This window comes from Pseudoalteromonas sp. Angola-7, from assembly GCF_028599255.1.
GTDB classification, from domain to species: Bacteria; Pseudomonadota; Gammaproteobacteria; order Enterobacterales; family Alteromonadaceae; genus Pseudoalteromonas; species Pseudoalteromonas atlantica.
Genome location: NZ_JAQREL010000016.1, coordinates 1 through 23,557, shown reverse-complemented (window position 1 = coordinate 23,557; position 23,557 = coordinate 1). Strand labels below are relative to the sequence as shown.

Below are 23,557 nucleotides of genomic sequence, written 5' to 3'. Positions count from 1 at the left end.
TTTTAGCTTACTTTACCCGGTAAAAAGTAAGCTAATATCTTTATTATTGTGTGTGTTACGTGTGTTGTGTGTGTTTGCTATTAACCGAGTTTTATTTTGGCCATGCTGTTAGCTGGCTCATGTCTTGCTCTGTGTGTTGAACCTCTGGGCCTAACATGAGCGTATCGCCTTTACGAACAAATACGGCCATTTGTGTAAGCTCAAGTGTTTCTTCGTAATACTTGCCGCCTTGGTACGCCTGCCCATCAGGGAATCGCACCCACTCGCCTTGTGGTAAATAAAATTTAACTTTACCGTTTGGTACAACACATGGCACAACAAGGAGTTTTTCGCCGCACATAAATTGCTGATCAAAACTATGTGCCAGTACGTCATCAGGAAACGCCAATGCCATAGCACGCTGAATAGGCAGCCCTGTTTGCTGCGCTTGCTCTGCACATTCTTGTAAGTACGGAATTAACTGATAGCGTAATTTAAGCGCTGCAAATACAGCGTCACTTGCTTGCTCGGTGTATGACCACGGTTCGCGTGGGCCAATACCATGTAAGCGCATATGTGCACTAAATACCGACGCTTGCGCCCAGCGAACATAAAGCTCTGCATCGCGGGTGTCTTTGTAAAAACCACCAATGTCGGTTGCAAAAAATGGCCCGCCCGACATGCCCCATGCTAAGCTACCGCGAATACTCGCCGCTAAACCTTGCCAATCGGCCTGTGGGTCGCCGCCCCATTGTGCTGGGAAACGTTGGCTGCCTGTCCATGCTGAGCGGCTAAACAAAAATGGCCCTGTTTTACAGTATTTTTCGGCGGCTTCATAAACGCAGCGGTTATACAGCATGCTATAAACATTGTGTAGCCTTATGCCGCTGTCGCCACTGTGCGATACCATGTTTTCGTCTTCTAGCTGTTCGCCAAAGTCTGCTTTAATCATATCTACGCCAAGCTCAAACAATGGCTTGTGCGACTCCAGCCAGTATTCGTAAGCATCGGGATGAGTAAAATCTAAAATACCCGACTCTGGTAATGGCGTAAGTACTTCGCCAAATGGGCTTAAATCCCACTCGTATTGATATGCTTTACCTGTGCGTTTGTCTTTTATTAGCCAGCCGTTTTCGGCCGCTTTAGCAAATAATGGGTTGTTTACCGAGATCATTGGGTATTCCCACACGCAAATTTTAAAATCCATGGCTTTTAATTCATCAAGCACAGGTTTTGGGTCGGCGTAACGTGTTGGGTCCCATTCAAAGGCAAAGCGGGTGTCGGTGTCTTGCCATGCGCGGCCATCAAGGGTAATTACATCGCACGGCATGTTTTTAGCGCGTACTTCGCGGGCGACACTTAATAGCTCGTCGGCATCTTTGTAGTACGCTTTTGATAAAATAACACCCAAGCTCCACTGCGGTGGCACCGGCGCAAAACCAGTTAGCTCGCAGTAGCGATTAATACTTTGTGCAGGCGTTTGCTCTTGGTATAAAAATACATCTAGCGCGTCGTCTTCTACTAAACACACATAAGCACGTTGCGACCAAAGTGCGTAGCCTACGCCATGTGTAACGGGCGCCGGCGTGTGTACAAATAAATTCCAGCCCTCTGGGCTCCATGCATACGGTGTGTTTTTATAAGACTTTTCGGCGTTGACGCCTAGCGCATCGTGGTTGTATGAGCGAATAAGCTGGCCGCGTTTATCAAGCTTGCCCCATTTTTCGCCAAGGCCGTAAACGGCTTCGTCGTAATTAAGCTCTAGGCTTAAAATCCAGCCGTTATCGGTTTTGGCCAGTGGCGGTAAACGGTGCTGGCGCACAAAGTGGCCATCGGTTGCTGATTGCTGTACTAATTTATCGTTTTTATAAAGTTTAAAGTAAAAAGGGTCGCTGTAAAATTCTAAGCGGTACTCACCGGCGGTGGCTGTAAAGCCTTGGTCTAATTTATTAAGTGATAGCGGTAAGTTTGAAGGGGTGGTGGTTAATATTTCAAACGTCTCGTCATGCGTGGAGCCTGCATTTAAACGTAAACCAAACTGGCTTATGGTAACGCTAACCTCGCCAAATTGAGTTGGTAAAACTAGCACATGGCCTTGTAATTTAGGCTCTGCAGTTAAGCGTGCTGGCTCTATTGCGTTCCAGTCTGGCTCACGTAATTCAAATGCATTCATGGGAGTTCCTTAACCAATTATTAGTCTTGTATAAGACACAAGTTAAATAATTGTAATCCCCATGTCAATGTAAATAACCCTAAGATGAATTATTTACATCGTTACTTTTAAAATATGCCCGGTGCCGATGTTGCCACCAGCGAAACCCCGCTTAGGCCAAGCAATGCAATTGCTATTATCCGAATCCATTTTGCATCAACGTAAGGCGTTAATTTACGAGCAAATTGCGTTACTAATAATACCAGCGGTATGGCCGCTGCAATTAAAAACATAATGTCGAGCTCGGGTAAGGTGCCAAATAAGGCAATACCAACACGGACTAAGCCACCAATGGTAAATACCGCAAGTAAGGTGCTACGTATGGCCTCAATAGACCAAGCTTGTTTATAGCACTGAAACACCAGTGGCGGCCCCGAAGTTGAAAACAGCCCGCCCAGCAAGCCACTTACGCCGCCGGCAATTAAAAACGAGCCACGCCCGCTTTGCTTATTTGCTCTATCACGGCCAATTAGCATTAAGCCACAACAAAGCAAAATACTAATACCTAAAATAAAGTTTAAGAACTGCGTTAAATGCGCCGACATATATTCAAGCAATATAAAACCTAACAGCATTAGCGGAATACCGGTATACAACATAAGTTTAAGCTCGGGCACTTTTACTGTACTGCGATTTTTAACCACCACAGTGGTTGAGTTAACTAAACCCAATAAACTCACTAAAAAGGTGGTAGCAGTGAGCGGTAAAACATCTAGCAACGTAAAGCTTGCAACCACCAGCAACCCAAAGCCAAACCCGCTAAGCGTTTGCATTATGGTGGCAAGGCTTAGGCACAACGCCATAAGCAAGATGAGTTCTAACGAAATACTGAGCACTTTAAATATCCTACGTGTGCGCTATTGTAGTGTAACGATTTGTTTTTAGGCATAATGTAAAAACAAACTACACGGCAATAGTTCACAATTAATTGAGCTTGCGCAAAACTGCGCAAAAAGTTTCACCTATGATATAAATACAGGTGGATTAAATTTAATGGTAAATAACAATGAGTAACTCTATGTTTGATCACAAATTAAGTGGCCCAAGCTTGGCTTTTCAACCACTTTACTTACAAGTGGCTGATTATATTAAACAGCTCATTGTTGAAAGACGCTGGGTACCTGGCGAAGTATTACCGAGCGAGTTTCGCCTTGCTGAAGAGTTTAACGTAAGCCAAGGCACTGTGCGTAAAGCGCTTAATTTATTAACCGACGATAAAATAGTTACTCGCCGCCAAGGTGTTGGTACGTTTGTATCTGAGCATACCGCGCAAGATGCCCTGTTTAGGTTTTTTCCGCTACAGGCCGACGGTAAAGGCGCCGACCTACCTAAAGCCGAGCTATTGTCGGTTGAGCTTTGCCCTGCACCACAAGATGTTATTGATGCGCTGCAACTTAATAAAAAAGACAAAGTCACTAAGCTTGTTCGCAGACGCATTCTCGATAACGAATTTTGTATGAGCGAAACTATATATCTACCACAAAGTTTCTTTCCTGATATACATCAAAGTAGTGATATTCCGCACACATTGTATCATTACTACCAAACCAAATTTAACCAAACCGTGCATAAAACCCAAGACAGCATTAAAGCCGTTTTAGCAGATGAAACCGACGCTAAAATGCTCGCTATTAAAGCCGGTGACCCTTTATTGTTGGTATCGCGCATTACCGAATCAATCGAAGGTAAACGCATTGAGTACCGGTTAAGCAAATGCCGAAGCGATCATTACCACTACCAAATAGAACTTGATTAATTAACCGCGCTTTAGCTGCGAGTAAGTTATATTAGCGCATACTTATTAAATATTTTTAAAGGCAGCAAACGCTGCCTTTTTGCTGCCTGTAGGTTTTTTAACACCTTTCATTTATTCGCTTGTGGTTAACATAGTGTTGACACTGTTAGATTCGTATAATAACTTATGTCTTATACAAGACCAAAGTCATTATGCAATTTTAACAGGAATTCCCAATGAGTTCATTAAATAACATCCCGCCAGTCGGGTTCGGTTTATGGAAAGTAGCACAAGAAGATTGCGCGCAAACGGTGTACCAAGCTATTAAAGCAGGTTACCGCCATCTTGATTGCGCATCAGACTACGGTAACGAAGAACAAGTAGGCGATGGCATTGCTCAAGCAATAAAAGACGGCCTATGTACCCGCGAAGAATTATGGGTAACATCAAAACTATGGAACACCTTTCATGCGCCAGAGCATGTAGAGCTTGCCATTGATAAAACCTTGAGCGATTTAAAGCTCGACTACCTCGACTTATACTTAATTCACTTTCCGATTGCGCAAACGTTTGTACCAATCGAAACGCGCTACCCACCAGAGTGGTTTGTAGACCCAGATGCACAAAACCCACAAATGGAGCTGGCAAAAGTGCCGCTGCATTTAACGTGGCAAGCAATGGAAGAGCAAGTACATAACAACAAAGCAAAACGCATTGGTGTGTGTAACTACTCAAGCGCGCTTATTCACGATTTAATGACCTACGCCACAATTAAACCCGCCATGCTGCAAATTGAGTCGCACCCTTATTTAACCCAAGAGCGACTAGTAAGGCTTGCCAAACAGTACGATATTCCGGTTACGGCGTTTTCACCACTGGGTGCACTTTCGTACCTTGAGCTTGAAATGGCCGATCAAACTGAGTCGGTACTTGAGCAAAGCGTGGTAAAAGCTGCGGCGCAAAATCATGGCAAAACACCAGCACAAGTTGTACTGCGCTGGGGTGTGCAACGCGGCACCGCCATTATTCCTAAAACCTCTAAATTTGAACGCATGAAAGAAAATCTCGCGCTGTTCGACTTTGAATTAACAGAGCAAGAAATGGCGCAAATTTCTGCGCTTAATAGTAACCGCCGTTTTAACGACCCGGGGCACTTTTGTGAAGCTGCCTTTAACCGTTTTCACCCTATTTACGATTAGGATAATAAAATGCCAGCTACCGAACTTAACTATGCCCAAGTGCCTACTCAATTAACGTTTGATGACTCGGTTTTTCCGTGCATTGTAGTTAATAACAATAACGCCAGCACCGTTGAAGAAGCGGTAGCTTTTATTCGCGCTAACAAAAGCGAGTTGGCTAAAAAACTACGCAGCTCAGGCGCTGTATTGTTTAGAGGCTTTCCTGTTGATAGCGCCGAAACCTTTGATACGTTTTCAGCGGGGTTTGATTACGACAACTTTACGTACCAAGAGTCGCTATCTAACGCGGTACGTATTAATTTTACCGAGCGTGTATTTACCGCTAACGAAGCCCCCAAAGATGTAGAAATTTACCTTCATCACGAAATGGCACAAACACCTATTTCGCCAAGTAAGCTGTTCTTTTTTTGTAAATCTGCAGCTGAGGAAGGCGGGGCGACACCGCTTTGCCGCTCAGATAAATTATTTAGCGCTTTAAAGCAATTTGATAGCCAATTAGCCGATGACTTTGAGCAAAAAGGCTTAAAGTACACCACTTACATGCCCGCAGCCGACGATGCTACATCGGGTCAAGGTCGCAGCTGGAAAAGCACCCTAAGTGTTGAAACCAAAGAAGAAGCACACAGCAAACTTACCGAGCTAGGTTACGAGTGGGAGTGGCTAGAAGATGGCTCTTTAAAAGCAATTACTCCGGTTTTACCTGCGGTAGTTACCCTTGAAAACGGCGTACAGGTTTTTTATAACCAACTTATTGCCGCTTACATGGGCTGGAAAGGCGTTCGCGAAAACCCATCGGTTGCTATTACCTTTGGCGATGGTAGCGCCATTCCTAAACAAGGGCTTGAAAAAATTGTTGAGCTATCAAAAGAATTTACCTTTGATTTAGCATGGCAAGATGGCGATGTAGCCTTAGTTGATAACGAAATGGCTATGCATGGCCGCCGCCCATTTACTGGCGAGCGTAAACGCCAAGTGCTTGTTGCACTGACAGCAGCTAACGCCTAATGCAAAGCTTAACCGGTGCACTAAAGGTAAAAGTTTCCCCGTTATGGCAAGGGGCCAGCATTGCTGCAATGACTGGCCTTGCTGCCTTATTTTTAAGTGAACACTATGGCGCGCCCGCTATGTTGTTTGCTTTATTATTGGGGATGGCGGTGTCGTTTTTATATCAAAGCGACAGCCCGTGCGCTAAAGGCATAGACTTTACCGGTACCACGGTTTTACGTGTAGGCATTGTATTACTTGGCACCCGTATAGCACTGGGCGATTTGGTTACACTGGGCTGGCAAACAGCGCTAATGTTAGCTGGCGCTATATTTACCACCATTATTTTAGGGGTTGTACTTGCACGGGTATTTGGGTTACAAAAACGCTTTGGCGCACTCACCGGTGGCTCAGTCGCTATTTGTGGCGCATCGGCAGCACTGGCTATTTCATCTATTATGCCCAACAGCGAGCATAAAGAGCGCGATACCTTACTTACCGTAATTGGCGTAACGGCCATGTCGACCATTGCAATGATTTTATACCCTATTGTGGTTAACTACCTTGAATTTGATGCACATAACGCAGGCGTATTTTTAGGTGGCACCATACACGATGTAGCCCAAGTAGTGGGTGCCGGTTATTCGGTATCGCCCGAAACTGGCGATATAGCAACACTTACCAAACTAGTACGCGTGGCTATGCTATTGCCTGTAGTACTTATTATGATGGTGGTTATTAATCGCTCAAATAAAAGTAACCATGGCGAGTTGCCAAAAGTACCGGGGTTTTTAATTGGCTTTGTATTTTTAATGATTATAAACAGCACCTTTAACCTACCCGCTATTGTGCTTGAAACCACAAATGAGCTTTCTCGATTCTTTTTAATTGCCGCTATAGCCGCCATTGGTATGAAAACAAACCTAGGCAAACTCACCGAGGTGGGCCTAAAACCAATAATTATGATTGTTGCCGAAACCATTTGGATAGCACTGTTAATACTTGGCTTTGTATTGTGTAGCTAAGTTGAGTAGCTAAGCATTAAACCTTGAGCGTATTGAGTGGATTGCCTACAATAGCGCATCACTTTTTAATAAAGATTAAAACCATGACCGATTCAACAAAACCAGCATTACCTGATCAGCTTTCTATTAACCCACGTAGCAAGCATTACGTAGAAGAAGTGTTTGAACACGAAATTGGCGTAAGCTTAAATGGCAAAGAACGCTTTGACGTAGAAGAGTACTGCATTAGCGAAGGTTGGATTAAAATTGCCGCACCTAAAGCACTAGACCGCCGCGGCCAACCTTTACTTATGAAAGTAAAAGGCACGGTAGACGTATTTTATAAGTAAGGTTTAGCCTACTTAAATAAGCGACTCTCTTGCGAGATGTCGCTTTTTTTATGCCTGTAAAAAAGCATTGAGCTTTTTTCATGTTAAAGGTGACGAAGTTTCATTATGAATCTAAAAAAATTATGGTTGAATAGCGCCATATTGTTTAGTTGTATAGAAATCCTTTATGAATAAAGTAACTATTTTAGATGGCGGCATGGGACGCGAGCTTAAACGCATTGGCGCACCATTTACCCAGCCACTGTGGAGTGCACAAGCCCTAATAGAAGCCCCACATTTTGTAACGCAGGCTCACCAAGGTTTTATTAATGCAGGCGCTGAAATAATTACCGTTAATAGTTATGCCTGTGTGCCCTTTCATTTAGGTGAAGCGCTATACCAAGCTCAAGGCGCGGCCCTTGCACAGCAAGCGGCCATTATTGCAAAAGACGTAGCTCAAAACGCTAAACAAAATGTATTAGTAGCAGGCTCATTACCACCCGCATTTGGCTCTTATCGCCCTGAACTATTTGAAAGCGAACGCGCTTTTACTATTTTAGATACGTTATATGAAGCGCAAGACGAGCACGTAGATGTATGGATTGGCGAAACCATATCGAGCATTGAAGAAGCGCACGTTATGGCAAATGTACTTAAAGGCTCAAACAAGCCATGTTATTACGCATTTACCTTAAATGATGTGGTAAGCGAGCAAGCTAAACTTCGCTCTGGTGAGCTGGTAAGTGACGCAGTAGCGGCTTTGCTTGAACAAAATGTTACTGGTATTTTCTTTAACTGCTCAATACCTGAGGTTATAGAGCAAGCCTTTAGCGATACCAACGCAGTATTAGCTAAACAAAATAAAAGCGTTGTTTTAGGCGCGTTTGCTAATGGCTTTACACCTATCGCAAGCGATTACAAAGCCAACGAAGGCTCGCAGGCGTATCGTGATATTTCACCTGCAGAATACCTAGATTTTGCAAAAACGTGGTACAGCCAGGGCGCAAGTATTATTGGTGGCTGCTGTGGTATAGGCCCAGAATTTATTGAAGTATTAGTAAACTGGAAACAGGAACTTGAAAGCGCTTAAGCTTTTAGTGCCTTTTAGGGCTTGTTTGCTGTTACCCAATCAAGCCCTTGTATAGCTGTAGTAGGAAAAGCGGTTGCATGGCTCGCCCCTTCAACAACAACGCTTTTTAATTCAATATTGTCACTGCTAAGTGCATTAATTTTTTGCGTTAATTGCTTTGCCCCTTCCACCATATTTTGCCCTTCACCAAAGCGTGGCGTTTCCTTTGCTCCCACCGATATATAAACCTTTGTAGGCACTTTAGGCTTATGTGCTTGTAGCGCTAAAATCGCATTGTTATTAAACCAAACTGATGGGCTGCCAATTATATAATTGCTAAATAAATCGGGCATCGTAAATAAAATAGTGGCACCAAATAAACCGCCTAAAGAATTACCTATATAAGTTTTTTGAGTGCTACTTGCTCGGTAGTTACTTTGTATAAACGGCAATACAGTATTTTTTAAAAACAGCGCGTGGTTTTGCGCGTTACCGGTTTGTTTTTTCCAACTTTTAGCCTTGTTTGGGGTGTAGTCTCTAATTCGACTATTAGACCCTTTAGAGCCTTTTTCGTAGCTAATGGCCACTATAATAGCCTGTTGCATTTTACCGCTATTCATAGGAAACCGTGTAGCACCTGCCACAATAGGGAACGTATACGGTGCATCGGTTAAATAAATAACTGGATATATTTTTTCAGGGTGCTTTTTATATGACTTAGGGAGCTGAATAAAAACAGGATATACCCGATTGGTCATAGGCTCAGTGAGTTCAATAACACTACTTCTAGGGATTTGGTACGGAGTATTTGCGCTTAATTTAAAACACATAAAAGCGCAAAGTAACAGTAAGTATTTTAAAGCAATATTCATTAGGGCGTGTTGATCCTTGATGGTTGAATTTGCAGCAGTATGTTTGGTTTTTAGGCAAGGCAGAGCCTATGAAGTGTGGTTACTCCCCATAAATAGGCGATAACGCAGCATAAATGCCAAACATGCGCTGCCCTTCGGGTTCTGCCTAGGGGCGATAAACTCTTTGTTACTCGGTTTTTACTTAGCCCACTAGGTTGCAAACCTCGCGCCGCGATTTAATCGCCCCTAGATTGAACAAATTTCAATCCGCAAAGATCAGCACGCCCTAACCTAAGCCAAGCGTAATAAACCAATATTAGATGATTACTTTAACTCACTTTTAGCTTTAGGTTATTAAAAAATTTAAACACTAGGGGATTAATTTAAAGTGCTACACGTTAGTTGTTTGTAGCACTAACAACGCTAAGCTACCTGATCAGATTCAGCGCTTGAACACGGGCAGTTATCGTCATTTTGTTTAAGGCATTGCTTGTAATTAAACCAGTGCGCTACAGCAATAAAAGCCGACCCTATTGCTCAGCACGTTGTGCAAGTACACCTTGAAGACTTAGAAATTGAAAGTGAGGTTGAGCTTACTTTTGCTCCTAGTGCAATTACTTGGCTTGGTATTGCGCAAGAGGAAGAAGAAGACGACCACGACCACTAATTTCACTCTTTAAAAAGAGTACTCCCTTGAAGGTTGGCGTTTTAATGCCAACCTTTTTTTATTCACATTTTGTAACAGACCTTTTATCGCAAGTGCATCGCTATTTATCACCTTATTGTTATGATGTAACAGCTATTAATATAGGATGTAATCCCATGAAAAAATTAACAACATTGGCGCTTGCCTTGGCTGCGGTTATTGCACCGAGCGTATCGGCCTATGAAACTAAAGACACTCGCTTACTACGCTTTCCTGATATTCATAACCAAAACGTGACCTTTGTTTACAGCGGCGATATTTATATTGCTAATACACAAACCGGCGAAAGCAAACGTTTAACCGACCACATTGGTTTTGAAACATTTCCTAAGTTTTCTCCTGATGGTAAGCGTATTGCGTTTTCGGCTGAGTATAACGGCAGCCGCCAAGTTTATGTAATTAACAGCGATGGCTCAGGCCTTAAGCAGCTTACATACTACAACGATGTTGGCCCAATGCCGCCGCGTGGTGGCTTTGATTACCGCGTTTTAGATTGGACCGCCGATGGTAAAAATGTGGTGTTTAGAGCAAACCGCACACCATGGGGTAAACGTATGGGTCGCCCTTATATGGTCCCTGCAGACGGTGGCCTTGAGCAACCTTTAGCTATTCCAGAAACAGGCGGCGGTATGCTCTCCCCAGATGGTAGCAAGTATGTTTATACGCCTATTGATCGTGAGTTTCGTACCTGGAAACGCACCCGTGGCGGGCGCGCGCAAGATGTATGGATTTACGATTTAGAAAATAACACCTCAGAGCAACTTACTACTAACCGTGCAACCGACCAGCAACCTACCTGGGTTGGCGACAATATTTATTTTGTATCTGATCGTGATTACACACTAAACCTTTACCAATATCGCAAAGGCAGTGAGCCTAAAAAGCTCACCAACTTTAAAAACTTTGACGTACTTTGGCCCTCAGCAGGCCCTAATGCGGTTGTGTTCGAAAACGGCGGTTACTTATATCGCTTTGACGCAAAAACACAAAAAAGCACTAAGCTGAGCATTAACATTGCAGGTGTGCGCCAATACGCTATGCCGTACAGCAAAAATGTGAGCGACTTTATTGATTCTATGTCGATTTCTCACGATGGCAAACGTGCTGTATTTACAGCCCGTGGCGAGCTATTTAGTGTACCTGTTAAACAAGGCCCTACGCGTAACTTATCGTACACTCAAAAAAGCCGTGAAATAGACGCAAGTTGGTCGCCAAATGGGCGTTACATTGCTTACATGAGCGATGAAAGCGGCGAGTACGAAATTTACTTAAAAGATCGCAGTAAAAATAATGCCATTAAACAGCTCACTAGCAATGGCACTATTTGGCGCTTTACGCCTATTTGGTCACCCGATAGCTCAAAATTATTATTTGCAGATAAAAACCACACACTGTGGTGGTTAGATGCAAAATCGGGTAAGCAACACAAAATTGATACCGGCATTTACGACGAAGACGGCATTACTCAATATACGTGGTCGCCTAACAGCCAAGACATTGTGTATGTTAAAAATAACGAAAATCGTTATGCCTCACTGTGGCACTACAACCTTAACAAAGAAAAGGTAACGCGCCTAACAGACGAAATGAGTAACGAGCAAAACCCAACCTTTTCGCCAGATGGCCAATATCTTTACTTTAGCTCTGAGCGCGACTTTAACCTTGCGTTTAGCAGCTACGAGTTTGACTACATGTTTAACCGCGCCACCCGTATTTATGCGGCTGCAGTAAACGACAGTGTTAAACCGCTTATTGCCTTACAAAGTGACGAAACCACGATTGTAAAAGACGATGACGACGAAAAAGAAGACGACAAAAAAGTTAAAAACGCACTGCAAAGCAGCGACTTTATGCAGCGTGTTACCGCGCTTAATGCTCCTGCTGGCGATTACCGTGGCTTAACCGCAGTAAAAGACGGCGTGCTTACACTTGCCAATGGCGGATTACAACTTATAGGCACCGAGCACGATAGCGAACTAGAAACCGTGGCTAAAGGCGTTAGCCATTACACTATATCGAGCAATAGCGAGCACCTACTTGTACATACAAGCGGCGGTTACAGCTTAATTGAGCCTAAACCCAAGCAAGACCTAGACGCCAACAAGCTCGATTTAAGCAAAATGACGCTTAAAATTAACCCGCAAGCTGAGTGGCAACAAATGTACGTAGAAGGCTGGCGCACACTGCGTGACTGGTTCTACGACGAAAACCATCACGGCCAAGATTGGGATGCTATTTTAGCTAAATACCAACCTATGGCTGATGCTATTAGCCACCGTAGCGACCTTGATTACGTACTTAGCGAAATTGCTGGCGAAATTAACTCCGGCCATATTTACGTGCAATCGGGTGATATGCCAAAAGCAGAACGTAAAAACCACGGTTTATTAGGCGCTAAGCTTGCAAGCGATCCATCGGGTTACGTAAAAATAGAGCAAATTTTCAAAGGTGAAAACTGGCATGACGATTTCCGCTCACCGCTGGGGACTACTGGTGTAAAAGCACATAACGGCGATTATATTATTGCGGTAAATGGCCGCTCGGTTAAAGACGTTGCTAACTTTTACGAACTCCTTGAAAACACCCAAGGCGAGCAAGTGGAGCTGGTGCTAAACAGTAAACCGCGTAGCAAAGGTGCGTGGCAAGTAGCAGTAAAACCGGTAGCCAGTGAGCAAGGTCTACGTTATTTAGATTGGGTTAACTCGCGTGCAGCCTACGTTAATAAGCTATCAAATGGACGTATTGGCTACGTACACCTGCCAAATACAGCGTATGAAGGTAACCGCGCCATGTTTAAAAATTACATGCCGCAAACCACCAAAGACGCCATGATTATTGATGACCGTTACAATGGCGGTGGCTATATTCCTGAGCACATGATCACTTGGCTTGCACGTAAACCACTTAACTATTGGAAGCGCCGAGGTACAGAGCCGACCAAAACGCCACAGTTTGCGCACGACGGCCCTAAAGCAATGCTAATAAACGGCTATTCAAGCTCAGGCGGTGACGCAATTCCTTACTACTTCCGCCAAGCGGGTTTAGGTAAGCTAATTGGTACGCGTACGTGGGGTGGCTTAATTGGTATTTCTGGCAACCCTGCTCTTGTAGATGGCGGGCAAGTTATTGCGGCTACATTCCGTATTTTAGATACCCAAGGTAACTGGATTATAGAAAACGAAGGCGTTGCTCCTGATATTAAAGTGGTTGATCGCCCAGAGCTTATTTATAAAGGCCAAGATCCATCAATAGAACGTGCTGTACAGGAGTTATTAAAGGAGCTTAAAGAAAATCCTAAGCAACCTTTAGTGGTGCCACCAGCTCCGTCTAAGTTTTAATTTTCTGCAGAGCTAAACAAGCTAATACCAATAAAAAAACCCTGCATAATTTGCAGGGTTTTTATTAATTCGAGTTTAATAACTTATATGTATTAAGGCTTATCTTTTTCTCCAGCCGCTCCATACATCATCTTCTTTGTGGGATTTTTTCTTCTTTTTCTTACCTGTGCCTTCAGGCTTTGCCATTGGCTTTTCGTTTTTAAGTGCTTGTGCTGCATCAAGATTTGCTTGGTTTATCGCAAAACCCGTTACTTCCTCACGCTCTAAGCGCAGTTTGTTTTTTTTCTCGATTATTTTAAAGTGATGAAAGTCTTCATAATCAATCAGTGATAACGCTAGGCCAACTTCACCGGCACGGCCGCTTCGGCCAATACGGTGCATGTAATCAGCGGGGCTACGCGGTAAGTTAAAGTTAATAACAACAGGTAGTTTGGCAATGTCTAAACCACGGGCTGCTATATCGGTGGCTATAAGTACTTCTATTTCGCCAGCTTTAAACTTTTCAATTACCCGAGTACGCTCACTTTGGCCTTTATCACCATGAAATACCTGTGCGTTAATACCACGCTTTTCAAGCTTACCTGCTAAGTGCTCACAGTCTTTTTTAGCGTTTACAAAAATAAGTGCTTGGCGCCATTTGTGTTGCTTAATTAAATGCGCTAAAACCGTGGTTTTTTCGCCTTTATTAACTGTAAATACGCGCTGTACAAGCGTGCTTTCGTCTTTTCTTTGAACTTGTATTTCAACTGGGTTGGTTAACAGCTCTTGCGTTAATTGTGTAACTTGCTCTGGGAAGGTTGCTGAAAACAACATAGTTTGTTTTTTAGCAGGCATAAGCGCTAACAGCTCGGCAAGCTCTTCGGTAAAGCCAAGGCTTAGCATGCGGTCGGCTTCATCAAGCACTAAGGTTGTTACTTTATCGAGCTTAATAGCATTGCTTGAGATTAAATCGAGCAAACGCCCTGGTGTTGCCACGATAATATCGGCGCCGCCGCGTAGAGCCTGCATTTGTGTATTAACCGACACACCACCAAATACCGCCACCGTTTTAATGGCGCCATTAAAGTTAGCAGAATACGATTTAACGCTATCGGCCACCTGCGTAGCAAGCTCGCGCGTAGGTACCAAAATAAGCCCAGTGACAAAGTTACCTTTGCTCGCTGTTTTTTTAGCGCCTTGCTCTACAAATAGGGTTTGTAGCATAGGCAATGCAAACGTCGCTGTTTTACCTGAGCCAGTATTTGCCCCCGCAATTAAATCGCTACCTGCCAGTACACTTGGAATCGCCTTAGCTTGAATTGGCGTAGGTTGGTTATATTCCAAATCGGTTAAACGAGCTTGTAGCTCTGGAATAAGGCCAAGATCGTTAAAGGTGCTAGGGCTTGTTGCTGAGGTCATAAAATTGTGGGCTTATTGCTAAAAAAGTAGCCTGTAATTTTAGCGTATTTAGCGCTTATTAAGTAGGGATTAGTGATTTTAATGTGGTTTAAGTAATGGCTGCGAGCGTCGAGCTACAAGCTTCGAGGAATTTTGACTGTCACCGTGAGCACTCCAAACTTAAAGAGGCTTTCATAAAAAGCCAACAACTAAGTTAGCAATATTATTAGTTCTTGCTAAGTTCTGCTTGTAACCTAGCTTTTGTTTCTCTTAAATAATTTATATAAGGATATGAGTCGTCTGCTATCGCTAAAGCAGATTCCATCTGTTCAAGCGCTTGGCGAGTATCGCCCTGCATTTCATAAACGTAGGACAAGGCCGAAAGCGCATCGACTGATTTTGGGTGGTTTTTTATATTGTATTTAAACACTTCTATAGCACGGGTAAACTGCTTGCTACCCGTTAAGTTATAACCGAGTGATCTAACAGCACGATCTGGTGGAGATATTTGCTCGCCCCATTGCTGAGATAATGTTTGATAATAAGCATCAATAGATTCTATATCATCGCTTAAAGCACTGATTGGCATTTGCTTAGGTAAAAATAAGTTGTAATAGGCATTAAATATGCCTGCAGCAGAGGTTAAGCCATGCGAGATACCATTGAACGCATCACTAAAAAAGCGTAACCCTTGCACTTTATGCGATTGCAGTGATTGCTGTAATTCATCGTACCTTTCACGCATTATACCGGCTTCTTCACCAATATTTATATAAACATAGTTATTCAGATCTTTTGATTTATTGATAAACGACTTAGCCGCTTTTACCGGTGCGCCATAGTTCCACCAAACCGCAGGGCTGTAAGCAATGTGTGCTTGGAAAAGCTCAGGGTTAGCTTGCATTGTATAAAGTGCAAACACGCCTGCCGCAGAAGCCCCAGCAATTACATTAAAGTTGTGCGAACGGTAACTTTTATTAATCAAGGGCATAAGCTCTTGCTCAATAAATGCTAAAAACTTTGCTGCACCACCGCCTTCACCTACCGGGCCTTGTGGTTCTTTATTTACTGTGGGGTAAAAATCTCTGAGTCGATTGGTGTTTTCAATAGCGACAATAATAACCTCAGGCGCACGATTATCATTTTGTAAACGCTCCATCACTGCACTTATAAGTGGTATATTACCCGCGCCATCAAGGCGATAAATGACCGGATAAACTTTGTTTGGATTAGCTTGATAACTCTTTGGAAGCTGGACAACAACGGTACGTTGCTCATTTAAAACGGCTGATTTAATAGTATGTGTTTGTTGCGTATAACTAATGGTTTGCTGTTTTAAATCAGGCTCTGCAAGTGTGCTACTAGAATAAAATATAAATAAACTACATATAAAAACAGCGGTTAATAAACGCATTACTAATCCTTTAGAAAATAGTGTGTTATTTAATCTAACAGGCATTGAGGTACAAAAAAAGCGCATTAAGCGCCTTTTTATCTTTAACAGGTAATTACCAACCTTTTGATTTTACTCAACAGTAACCGATTTAGCTAAGTTACGTGGTTGGTCAACGTCTGTGCCTTTAATTACCGCTACGTAATACGAGAGTAACTGTAATGGCAGTGTGTAAACAATTGGCGCAATAATGTCGTCAGTGTGGTTTACGTTGATTACACGCATTGTGTCGTCTGACTCAAAGTGTGAATCTTTATCTGCGAATACGTAAATAATGCCGCCACGTGCGCGTACTTCTTCTACGTTTGATTTAAGCTTTTCTAATAGCTCATTGTTTGGTGCTACAACAATAATTGGCATGTCGGCATCAATAAGTGCAAGTGGGCCATGCTTTAGCTCGCCCGCTGCGTAGGCTTCTGCGTGAATGTACGAAATCTCTTTAAGTTTAAGCGCACCTTCCATTGCAATTGGGTATTGCGAGCCACGACCTAAAAATAGTGAGTGATGTTTGTCGGCAAATTCTTCTGCAAGGTCTGCAATGCCATCAGCGAGTAGCAATGTTTCTTCAAGCTTAGCAGGAAGTACTTTTATAGCATCTACAATAGCACTTTGATCAAGCTGTTTTTCTTGCGCTATAGACGCAGTAAGCATTAACAAACCAACTAACTGCGTAGTAAACGCTTTAGTAGAAGCTACACCAATTTCAGCGCCCGCTTTAGTCATAAAGGCAAGGTCAGATTCGCGCACAAGCGATGAACCCGGTACGTTACAAATGGTCATTGAGGCCATGTAACCTTGCTCTTTAGCTAGGCGTAACGCAGCTAGCGTATCGGCTGTTTCACCCGATTGAGAAATAGTAACAAGTAAGCTATTTTCATGAACAAACGACTGACGGTATCTAAATTCAGAAGCTATTTCTACATTACAGCTAACACCCGCAAATTGCTCAAGCCAGTAACGTGCAACCATACCTGAATGGTATGACGTACCACAGGCAATAATTTGTACGTGTTTTACATCTTTAAATATTTGCTGAGCGCTGTCGCCAAAGGCATCAATTGCTACACGGTCGTCGTTTAAGCGTCCTTCAAGGGTATTGCGTACCGCAAGTGGTTGCTCGTAGATTTCTTTTAGCATGTAGTGGCGGTAATCGCCTTTGCCTGAAGCATCTTGCGTGATGTTTGATTCAACAACTTCACGCTCTACAGCATCGCCATTTTCATCAAAAATTTCTACTGTGTCACGAGTAATACGGGCTACGTCGCCTTCTTCTAAGAAGATAAAGCTACGAGTAACGGGTAATAGTGCTAACTGATCAGAGGCAATAAAGTTTTCGCCAAGGCCTAAACCTATAACAAGCGGGCTACCTGAGCGCGCTACGATGATTTCGTTGTCGTTTGCTTTATCAAATACAACGGTACCAAACGCACCTTCAAATTGCTTAACCGCTGCTTGAACAGATGCAAGTAACGTAGTGTGTTGCTTACGAAGCTTATGAATTAAGTGCACCATAACTTCGGTATCTGTTTCAGATAGGAACTCGTAGCCTTCTTCTTTAAGCGATGCGCGTAAGCTTGCGTGGTTTTCAATAATACCGTTATGTACAAGTGCTAGTTGGTTGTTTGATACATGCGGGTGAGCGTTTTCTTCAGTAACGCTACCGTGAGTTGCCCAGCGTGTGTGTGCAATACCTGTATGACCACTAACGCCTGCTTTCTCAAGTGCGGCTTCTACGTTCACAACTTTACCGACTGCTTTTACAGTATTTAGCGTAGAGCCTTCTAATAGTGCTACACCGGCAGAGTCGTAGCCACGGTATTCAAGACGTTTAAGGCCTTCAACTAAAATTTTGTTTACTGGACGTTCTGCAACTGCCCCAACTATTCCACACATAGTGTCTCCATTAATTTTTTAATTCTAGTAACTCACTTTGTAGTTACTAATCAATAATCTCTGCACAAATTAGTTTTACACCACACGCCTCAATCGCTTTGCGTTTATCAGCTGCTAAGCCAGTATCGGTTATTAAGGTGGTTACTATTTTCCACGGTAATTCTAAATTTGGTATTTTTCGGCCAATCTTATCTGATTCAACCATTACTATTACTTCACGGGCGGCCTTTGCCATAACTTGGCTTAAACCGACTAACTCATTAAAGGTAGTCGTGCCGCGTTTTACATCTATGCCGTCTGCACCAATAAATAGCTGATCAAAGTCATAAGAGCATAATACGTTTTCGGCAACTTGCCCCTGAAACGACTCAGAATGCGGATCCCATGTTCCGCCAGTCATTAAAAGTGTTGGCTCGTTTTCAAGTGATAGTAAACGGCTCGCTACTTTAATCGCGTTGGTCATTACAACTAACCCGCGCTTATTTGCAAGCTCTGGGATCATAGCGGCCGTAGTGCGCCCGCTATCAATAATAATGCGGTTATGATCTTTTATAAGTGCAGCAGCAGCCTTAGCTATTGCTACCTTGCGCTTAGAGTCTATTTCGTCACTTACAATTTCTTTAGGCAGTGCAATAGCACCACCGTAACGGCGCAGTAACAGGCCACTTTTTTCAAGCGCAGTTAAATCTTTACGAATGGTTACTTCAGATGTTTGAAACTGCTCCGCAAGCTTTTCAACAGCCACTTCACCTAGCTCATTTACCTGAGTAAGTATTAAATGACGGCGTTGCTGTGTGTTTCGTTTGGTCATAAAGCCCGTAGATTAAGTTTCGTTTCGAAAGATGTGCAATTCTAAACGAAACTAGTTAAATGGCAAGTGAACGAGCAAAAAAAGCGCAATGTGCGCTTTTTAATTTAACAGTATGTAGATGTGGTGAAACATTCTAGCTTGCTCAATGAGCTAGAAACTAGATTACTGAGCACGCTATTATTTTTTAGTTCAAATATGGGTATGTTAAAAACTCACTACCTAAAATATATAAACTCCAAGAATCACGCTCATCTTTTTGAATTAGTACATCGTGGTAATTATTCGAGATTTGTGGACTCTCCCAAATAACTTGATTTGATAACTTATCCACTAGGCTAATTGTTTTTTCTATAGAGTACTGCGCCAAATAGTTACGGCCATAAACACCACCTATAGCCTCATCGAGGATTTTCTCTTTGTGGTAAATTGTAAAGCCCTTAGTTTGTTGCCCATCCAAAATTTCTAATGCTTTCGTTTTCGTATCTAATACTATTAAACCACCTTCCTCATCGAAACTACCAAAAGTACGATAATCAATTATTAGCTCTAGTTGAGGATCTGAATCTAGCTGGATAGCGTGTACATGCGCTACATGGCTTGTTGATTCTTGTAAGAAATCTAAAGGAACAGGCCAATTGCTACTGTCAATTGAAATGGGTGATAAGCTAGGGTTTTCGTAAAAAGCTATACCTAAATCGTAATAACCTATTATTATTTTTGACATCTCTTCAGACGGCAAGTAAGGAAAGAAGACTCTTGATACGACTTCACCTGTTTGTTTTACAATTGTGAAATATCTAGTACCACTTTTAAAACTCAAGTGTGTTTCGGACTCTGTAAAAGAAAAATCATACGAATTAGAAAAAGTCACTTCTGAAACGCTAGTTTGCCAAATTACACTGGTTGAACCTATGTTTCGTTTAACAATGAATGTCTCGTTATTGATTTGAGTTAATGAATACTCAATTTGATTTTCATTATCTTGCGTTAACAGCATCTCTCCAGTGAAAGTAACAGGTGCATTATTGTGCGTTATCTGAGCCGAACGGCCAAAATCTGAAACGCTAACCGTATCATTAACAGCACCAACTATATGAAGATTAGGAAGTTGACCTTGAGGCACTGATGAATACTCAAGCTGCCATCGCCCATTATCATAGCTAAAGCTTTGCATCGTATATTCTTCGTATAAATAACTTCCTTCTAAACTATCTGTTTTGCTTACTAATAAAGACTGTATTCCATCATTATCAAAATCAACAGCTCCTATTACTCTCCCAAAGGGGTTTTCATCAATAGATACAGAGAACAGTTGCCACTGCTGATCAAAGTAATGAAGCTCTTTTGAATTAGAAAAGTAAACATGACTATAAGGGCTATCTACCTCAAGGCCGATTGAAATTCCATCATGGAAACTAGTCTCAAACTTTTCAATACTAACCTGCAGTTCACCATCTTCCCACCATATTAGTTCACTATAGTGATCGGAGGCTTTATACCTAGTTACACGACAATCACCACCACTGGTAAACGCCTTAAATTCATATTCAGAGTATGGCTCTATCAGGTATTTGTTCTGTTTGACATCAAATATACTTCCCCTATCAATTAACTCTTTAAAGCCGTCATTATTCAAATCACAAACTTGAATCAAGCTATTTGAATAATTAAGTGAAAGGTCCGGCGCAACAATAAGCTTAGTGATAGAAAGATCATTCCCATTAATAAAATAACTATCATACGAATGACCCGCCGAAAGGAGGATATCTTCAATATCATCGCCGTTGTAATCAAATACCATAGAGTTATAATTCTCAGCCGAAACATCATCTATGAGCAAACTACTCGAGTCCTCATTACTTAAAAATATTTGATGTTTAGCTGCCTCTTGGTTGTAAGTAATACTGAGCCAATTTAGTTGCGTCCCTGACTGATTAAGAAATGCACCTACATGCTCAGCATTTAAAGGTAAGGGAGGTATCCATTTATTGTATTCTAGAAACCCTGTCTCACTGAGATTTAAGACATAATCAACATTACTGCGTAATACACCCCTTTTATTGTTCGAAAGCTTAATTGAAGCTACAGCGGATGTTGAGTTGTTCACATAACCAACTGAGTGATTATCTACGCCACCACGTGAGTGAAGGTTGATTTGATGCTTAGCTCTTGTTTGAGTATCAGAGTTTGATATATCAACAGCAAAATTTACCTTTAAATTACTACCAAAGTCAGGCGCGTTGCTTAACCAATTAACCTCTCCTTGCTCTGAAATCGAGATATTACTAGGCCCATAAGCTATTTTGTACTCAAAAGGACCATCGACTTCATCATTAGACAAATTAATGATGGCTGTATAGTGTTCACCTAATTCTATTTCATCATATGCAGTAATATCAGAAACAATTGCAGGGAGTTTTTCTAATTTGAACTCATGCTCTGCAGTATTTTCTGCGCCACTTGGGTCTACAACTGTTAACGAAATACGATAAAGACCAGGTAGATCTCCAAGAAATTCTATTTTACTCCCTGTGCTAATCTGCCAGCTAGCATTTTCAGGAAAAGCTGTTAATTTCCACTCATAACCCAATGGTTCTAAATCAGGGTCTTTGGACTGCGATGCATCAAGTGTAATTATAGAGTTTCTTCTAATTGAGTCAGGGGCTAAAATATCAGCCCTAGGAGCAGAGTTGATTTCATTGTTATAAACATCGTCTAGATCTGCTAAATAAAACTCTAGTGGTATAAACTCATTAGTTAAACGTATGCTCGAAATGTCATTGCCCTTAAGCTCAGCTAAAGCAGTATTTTGTGATACAAAGCTGTATTGCGCACCAACAATCGGAGGCAACGCTATATCATTATTGGGATAGAATTTGTCCGTTTTTACTGTTAACTTTCCTAAATCACTGAAATAAATATCACCATTAAAACCAATTCCATATCCAATATTAGTTGCATCTAAAACTGCATCAAGCCTTACATCCGAAAATAGAATATCATGCGAGCTTTCGTCTGAACCTTTGAATAGGATATTTACAATAGCGCTACTGTCACTATTTTCCTCTTCGCTACTAGCAATAGCAAAACCTTCTGTTGAGTAGACAACACCGAGCACTTCGTTACTAATTGTTAAATTGGGTACTATTCCATATTCAAGAACAAATTCTGCGTTAGAGCTTTCGATATAAATATCAGATTGCCCATTAAAAACCCACCCAGCAGCAGAGCAATTGTTATAAGTAATTATATAGTGCTGATTAGCCTCTTCCTCTTTCATTACAGTAGAGCCTGTAACACAACCGAAATGATCAGATTGGTTACTTAGCACTGGGTCATGGAGAAATAGATTTTGATAATCCTCACCAAATACTATGGAATTAAGACTATCTAGTAAATATGAGTACTGAGTAGTTAGTTGAGTTACATTACTTGCTGTTATTTCGAATAAAGATGTTTCACCGTTATAAATAGGCGCATTTTGATAGTCAGGCTTAACAAATTCAGCTTTTCCTGAAGAGCCAGAATCATTATTAACTGGTTTACTCGTATCACCACCTCCTCCTCCACAACCACTTAAAAGAGTTATTAAACATAGTACTTGGATTGATTTATTAATTTTCATCACTTGCTCCCTGTTACATTAATTTTACATCATTATCTTTTTTTTTAAAATCTTTAAAATAAAATCTAGTATTGATCATGGAGCTTCTTCACCTCGGCCTTAGTATAAAAGTTACAACATCATCCCAGTAAACATATATAACCATGCGATAATACCTAGAACAGTAATTGGACACCCAATAAAGAGCGAAATTAATGCAGCCATTTAATAGCTTAAACAAAGAGCTTTTAGCCCTACGTAAACAAACAGGCGAAATATGCCGACTCTTCAATAAAAGCCCGAGTAAAGGTAATTTAAAACGCATTAAAGAGCTATTCGCTCAATGTGGTGAAGGCGTAATTATAGAATCAGGTTTTCATTGCGATTATGGTAATCAAATAGCTATTGGTGATCGTAGCTTCATAAACATTAACTGTACGGTATTAGATGCCCCAATTAGTGAAGGAGCTATCAGCATTGGTGATGACTGCTTAATTGGCCCTAATGTTCAGCTATTGACTGTATCCCATGCTGTTAACCCTACACAGCGACTGAATAAAGAAAACTTTACTGCTCCTATTACAATAGGCAGCAACGTATGGATTGGCGCAGGTGCAATTATTTTAGCGGGCGTATGCATTGGGGATAACAGTGTTATTGGTGCGGGATCTGTAGTTACTAAAAATGTAGAGGCGGATACTGTTGTTGCTGGTAATCCAGCTCGTGAGATAAGAACACAATAACTATAATCGATATTGTTTTGCGTCGGGAGTCGCTACGCTCGCCCGACCTACATTCTAGAAGTAGGTGAGTGTACATTAATTATCCGCATTTCACTTTTCTGCAGACATAAAAAAGCCCGGCTCTTTCGAGTCGGGCTTTCTTGTATTTGGAGCCTGGCAATGTCCTACTTTCACATAGCAAATGCTACACTATCATCGGCGCTGTTTCGTTTCACTACTGAGTTCGGCATGGGGTCAGGTGGGTCCAAAACGCTATGGTTACCAAGCAAA

General features: G+C 42.0%; 16 protein-coding genes, 1 rRNA gene and 1 pseudogene. 9 read left to right on the top strand and 9 right to left on the bottom strand.

Annotated features, from left to right (window positions below; all coding sequences use genetic code 11):
• Nucleotides 1-91 precede the first annotated feature (91 nt).
• A complete protein-coding gene (locus PSH50_RS17560) occupies nt 92-2,152 on the bottom strand; it encodes an alpha-xylosidase (protein WP_273609913.1) in 2,061 nt (686 codons plus the stop codon).
• A gap of 107 nt (nt 2,153-2,259) precedes the next feature.
• Nucleotides 2,260-2,994, bottom strand: a complete 735-nt coding sequence (locus PSH50_RS17555; protein ID WP_024034010.1) for a sulfite exporter TauE/SafE family protein — start codon at nt 2,992-2,994, stop codon at nt 2,260-2,262.
• A 203-nt stretch (nt 2,995-3,197) separates the two neighbouring features.
• Between PSH50_RS17555 and PSH50_RS17550 the strand changes: the two genes are divergently transcribed.
• The 6 genes from PSH50_RS17550 (at nt 3,198) to PSH50_RS17525 (ending at nt 8,532) form a co-directional block, all read left to right on the top strand.
• A complete protein-coding gene (locus PSH50_RS17550) occupies nt 3,198-3,947 on the top strand; it encodes a GntR family transcriptional regulator (RefSeq protein ID WP_004586029.1) in 750 nt (249 codons plus the stop codon).
• 215 nt (nt 3,948-4,162) lie between these two features.
• A complete protein-coding gene (locus PSH50_RS17545; protein WP_029773103.1) occupies nt 4,163-5,125 on the top strand; it encodes an aldo/keto reductase in 963 nt (320 codons plus the stop codon).
• A 9-nt stretch (nt 5,126-5,134) separates the two neighbouring features.
• Complete coding sequence (locus PSH50_RS17540; RefSeq protein ID WP_273609912.1) at nt 5,135-6,130, top strand: TauD/TfdA family dioxygenase; 996 nt, start codon at nt 5,135-5,137, stop codon at nt 6,128-6,130.
• Nucleotides 6,130-7,134 (top strand): YeiH family protein, encoded by a 1,005-nt coding sequence (locus PSH50_RS17535; protein WP_273609911.1) that lies wholly within the window; start codon nt 6,130-6,132, stop codon nt 7,132-7,134. The genes PSH50_RS17540 and PSH50_RS17535 overlap by 1 nt, the downstream gene beginning before the upstream one ends.
• Nucleotides 7,135-7,217: 83 nt before the next feature.
• A complete protein-coding gene (locus PSH50_RS17530; RefSeq protein ID WP_024034014.1) occupies nt 7,218-7,463 on the top strand; it encodes a DUF3297 family protein in 246 nt (81 codons plus the stop codon).
• A gap of 166 nt (nt 7,464-7,629) precedes the next feature.
• The gene (locus tag PSH50_RS17525) at nt 7,630-8,532 is read left to right on the top strand and encodes a homocysteine S-methyltransferase family protein (RefSeq protein WP_273609910.1); all 903 of its coding nucleotides are present in this window, start codon (nt 7,630-7,632) and stop codon (nt 8,530-8,532) included.
• Nucleotides 8,533-8,546: 14 nt separating this feature from the next.
• Here PSH50_RS17525 and PSH50_RS17520 read toward each other — a convergent pair whose 3' ends face one another.
• Entirely contained in the window at nt 8,547-9,383 is an 837-nt protein-coding gene (locus PSH50_RS17520) for an alpha/beta hydrolase (RefSeq protein WP_273609909.1), read from the bottom strand.
• Nucleotides 9,384-9,885: 502 nt separating this feature from the next.
• Between PSH50_RS17520 and PSH50_RS17515 the strand changes: the two are divergent.
• Nucleotides 9,886-10,029: pseudogene (locus PSH50_RS17515) on the top strand (5-methyltetrahydrofolate--homocysteine methyltransferase); the annotation flags it as partial.
• Nucleotides 10,030-10,184: 155 nt separating this feature from the next.
• Complete coding sequence (locus tag PSH50_RS17510) at nt 10,185-13,406, top strand: S41 family peptidase (protein ID WP_273609908.1); 3,222 nt, start codon at nt 10,185-10,187, stop codon at nt 13,404-13,406.
• A 99-nt stretch (nt 13,407-13,505) separates the two neighbouring features.
• Here PSH50_RS17510 and PSH50_RS17505 read toward each other — a convergent pair whose 3' ends face one another.
• From PSH50_RS17505 to PSH50_RS17485, 5 genes are all read right to left on the bottom strand, one after another.
• Nucleotides 13,506-14,804 carry a DEAD/DEAH box helicase gene (locus PSH50_RS17505; protein ID WP_273609907.1) on the bottom strand — a complete coding sequence of 433 codons (1,299 nt, stop codon included), beginning with the start codon at nt 14,802-14,804 and terminating at the stop codon, nt 13,506-13,508.
• A 205-nt stretch (nt 14,805-15,009) separates the two neighbouring features.
• Nucleotides 15,010-16,197 carry an alpha/beta hydrolase-fold protein gene (locus tag PSH50_RS17500; protein ID WP_273609906.1) on the bottom strand — a complete coding sequence of 396 codons (1,188 nt, stop codon included), beginning with the start codon at nt 16,195-16,197 and terminating at the stop codon, nt 15,010-15,012.
• Between the two features lie 111 nt (nt 16,198-16,308).
• A complete protein-coding gene (glmS, locus tag PSH50_RS17495) occupies nt 16,309-18,129 on the bottom strand; it encodes a glutamine--fructose-6-phosphate transaminase (isomerizing) (RefSeq protein ID WP_273609905.1) in 1,821 nt (606 codons plus the stop codon).
• A gap of 46 nt (nt 18,130-18,175) precedes the next feature.
• Nucleotides 18,176-18,940 carry a DeoR/GlpR family DNA-binding transcription regulator gene (locus PSH50_RS17490; protein WP_256846392.1) on the bottom strand — a complete coding sequence of 255 codons (765 nt, stop codon included), beginning with the start codon at nt 18,938-18,940 and terminating at the stop codon, nt 18,176-18,178.
• 184 nt (nt 18,941-19,124) lie between these two features.
• Nucleotides 19,125-22,565, bottom strand: coding sequence for a PKD domain-containing protein (locus tag PSH50_RS17485; protein ID WP_273609904.1), 3,441 nt, complete (start codon nt 22,563-22,565; stop codon nt 19,125-19,127).
• 194 nt (nt 22,566-22,759) lie between these two features.
• Between PSH50_RS17485 and PSH50_RS17480 the strand changes: the two genes are divergently transcribed.
• Complete coding sequence (locus PSH50_RS17480) at nt 22,760-23,287, top strand: sugar O-acetyltransferase (RefSeq protein ID WP_273609903.1); 528 nt, start codon at nt 22,760-22,762, stop codon at nt 23,285-23,287.
• 151 nt (nt 23,288-23,438) lie between these two features.
• Here PSH50_RS17480 and rrf read toward each other — a convergent pair.
• A 5S ribosomal RNA gene (rrf, locus tag PSH50_RS17475) occupies nt 23,439-23,553 on the bottom strand.
• Nucleotides 23,554-23,557 lie beyond the last annotated feature (4 nt).

Bases quoted from the DNA above. Each gene is read 5' to 3' on its own strand.
- PSH50_RS17560 (WP_273609913.1), bottom strand. From the start codon at position 2,152: ATGAATGCATTTGAATTACGTGAGCCAGACTGGAACGCAATAGAGCCA.
- PSH50_RS17555 (WP_024034010.1), bottom strand. From the start codon at position 2,994: ATGGCGTTGTGCCTAAGCCTTGCCACCATAATGCAAACGCTTAGCGGG.
- PSH50_RS17550 (WP_004586029.1), top strand. From the start codon at position 3,198: ATGAGTAACTCTATGTTTGATCACAAATTAAGTGGCCCAAGCTTGGCT.
- PSH50_RS17545 (WP_029773103.1), top strand. From the start codon at position 4,163: ATGAGTTCATTAAATAACATCCCGCCAGTCGGGTTCGGTTTATGGAAA.
- PSH50_RS17540 (WP_273609912.1), top strand. From the start codon at position 5,135: ATGCCAGCTACCGAACTTAACTATGCCCAAGTGCCTACTCAATTAACG.
- PSH50_RS17535 (WP_273609911.1), top strand. From the start codon at position 6,130: ATGCAAAGCTTAACCGGTGCACTAAAGGTAAAAGTTTCCCCGTTATGG.
- PSH50_RS17530 (WP_024034014.1), top strand. From the start codon at position 7,218: ATGACCGATTCAACAAAACCAGCATTACCTGATCAGCTTTCTATTAAC.
- PSH50_RS17525 (WP_273609910.1), top strand. From the start codon at position 7,630: ATGAATAAAGTAACTATTTTAGATGGCGGCATGGGACGCGAGCTTAAA.
- PSH50_RS17520 (WP_273609909.1), bottom strand. From the start codon at position 9,383: ATGAATATTGCTTTAAAATACTTACTGTTACTTTGCGCTTTTATGTGT.
- PSH50_RS17510 (WP_273609908.1), top strand. From the start codon at position 10,185: ATGAAAAAATTAACAACATTGGCGCTTGCCTTGGCTGCGGTTATTGCA.
- PSH50_RS17505 (WP_273609907.1), bottom strand. From the start codon at position 14,804: ATGACCTCAGCAACAAGCCCTAGCACCTTTAACGATCTTGGCCTTATT.
- PSH50_RS17500 (WP_273609906.1), bottom strand. From the start codon at position 16,197: ATGCGTTTATTAACCGCTGTTTTTATATGTAGTTTATTTATATTTTAT.
- glmS (WP_273609905.1), bottom strand. From the start codon at position 18,129: ATGTGTGGAATAGTTGGGGCAGTTGCAGAACGTCCAGTAAACAAAATT.
- PSH50_RS17490 (WP_256846392.1), bottom strand. From the start codon at position 18,940: ATGACCAAACGAAACACACAGCAACGCCGTCATTTAATACTTACTCAG.
- PSH50_RS17485 (WP_273609904.1), bottom strand. From the start codon at position 22,565: ATGAAAATTAATAAATCAATCCAAGTACTATGTTTAATAACTCTTTTA.
- PSH50_RS17480 (WP_273609903.1), top strand. From the start codon at position 22,760: ATGCAGCCATTTAATAGCTTAAACAAAGAGCTTTTAGCCCTACGTAAA.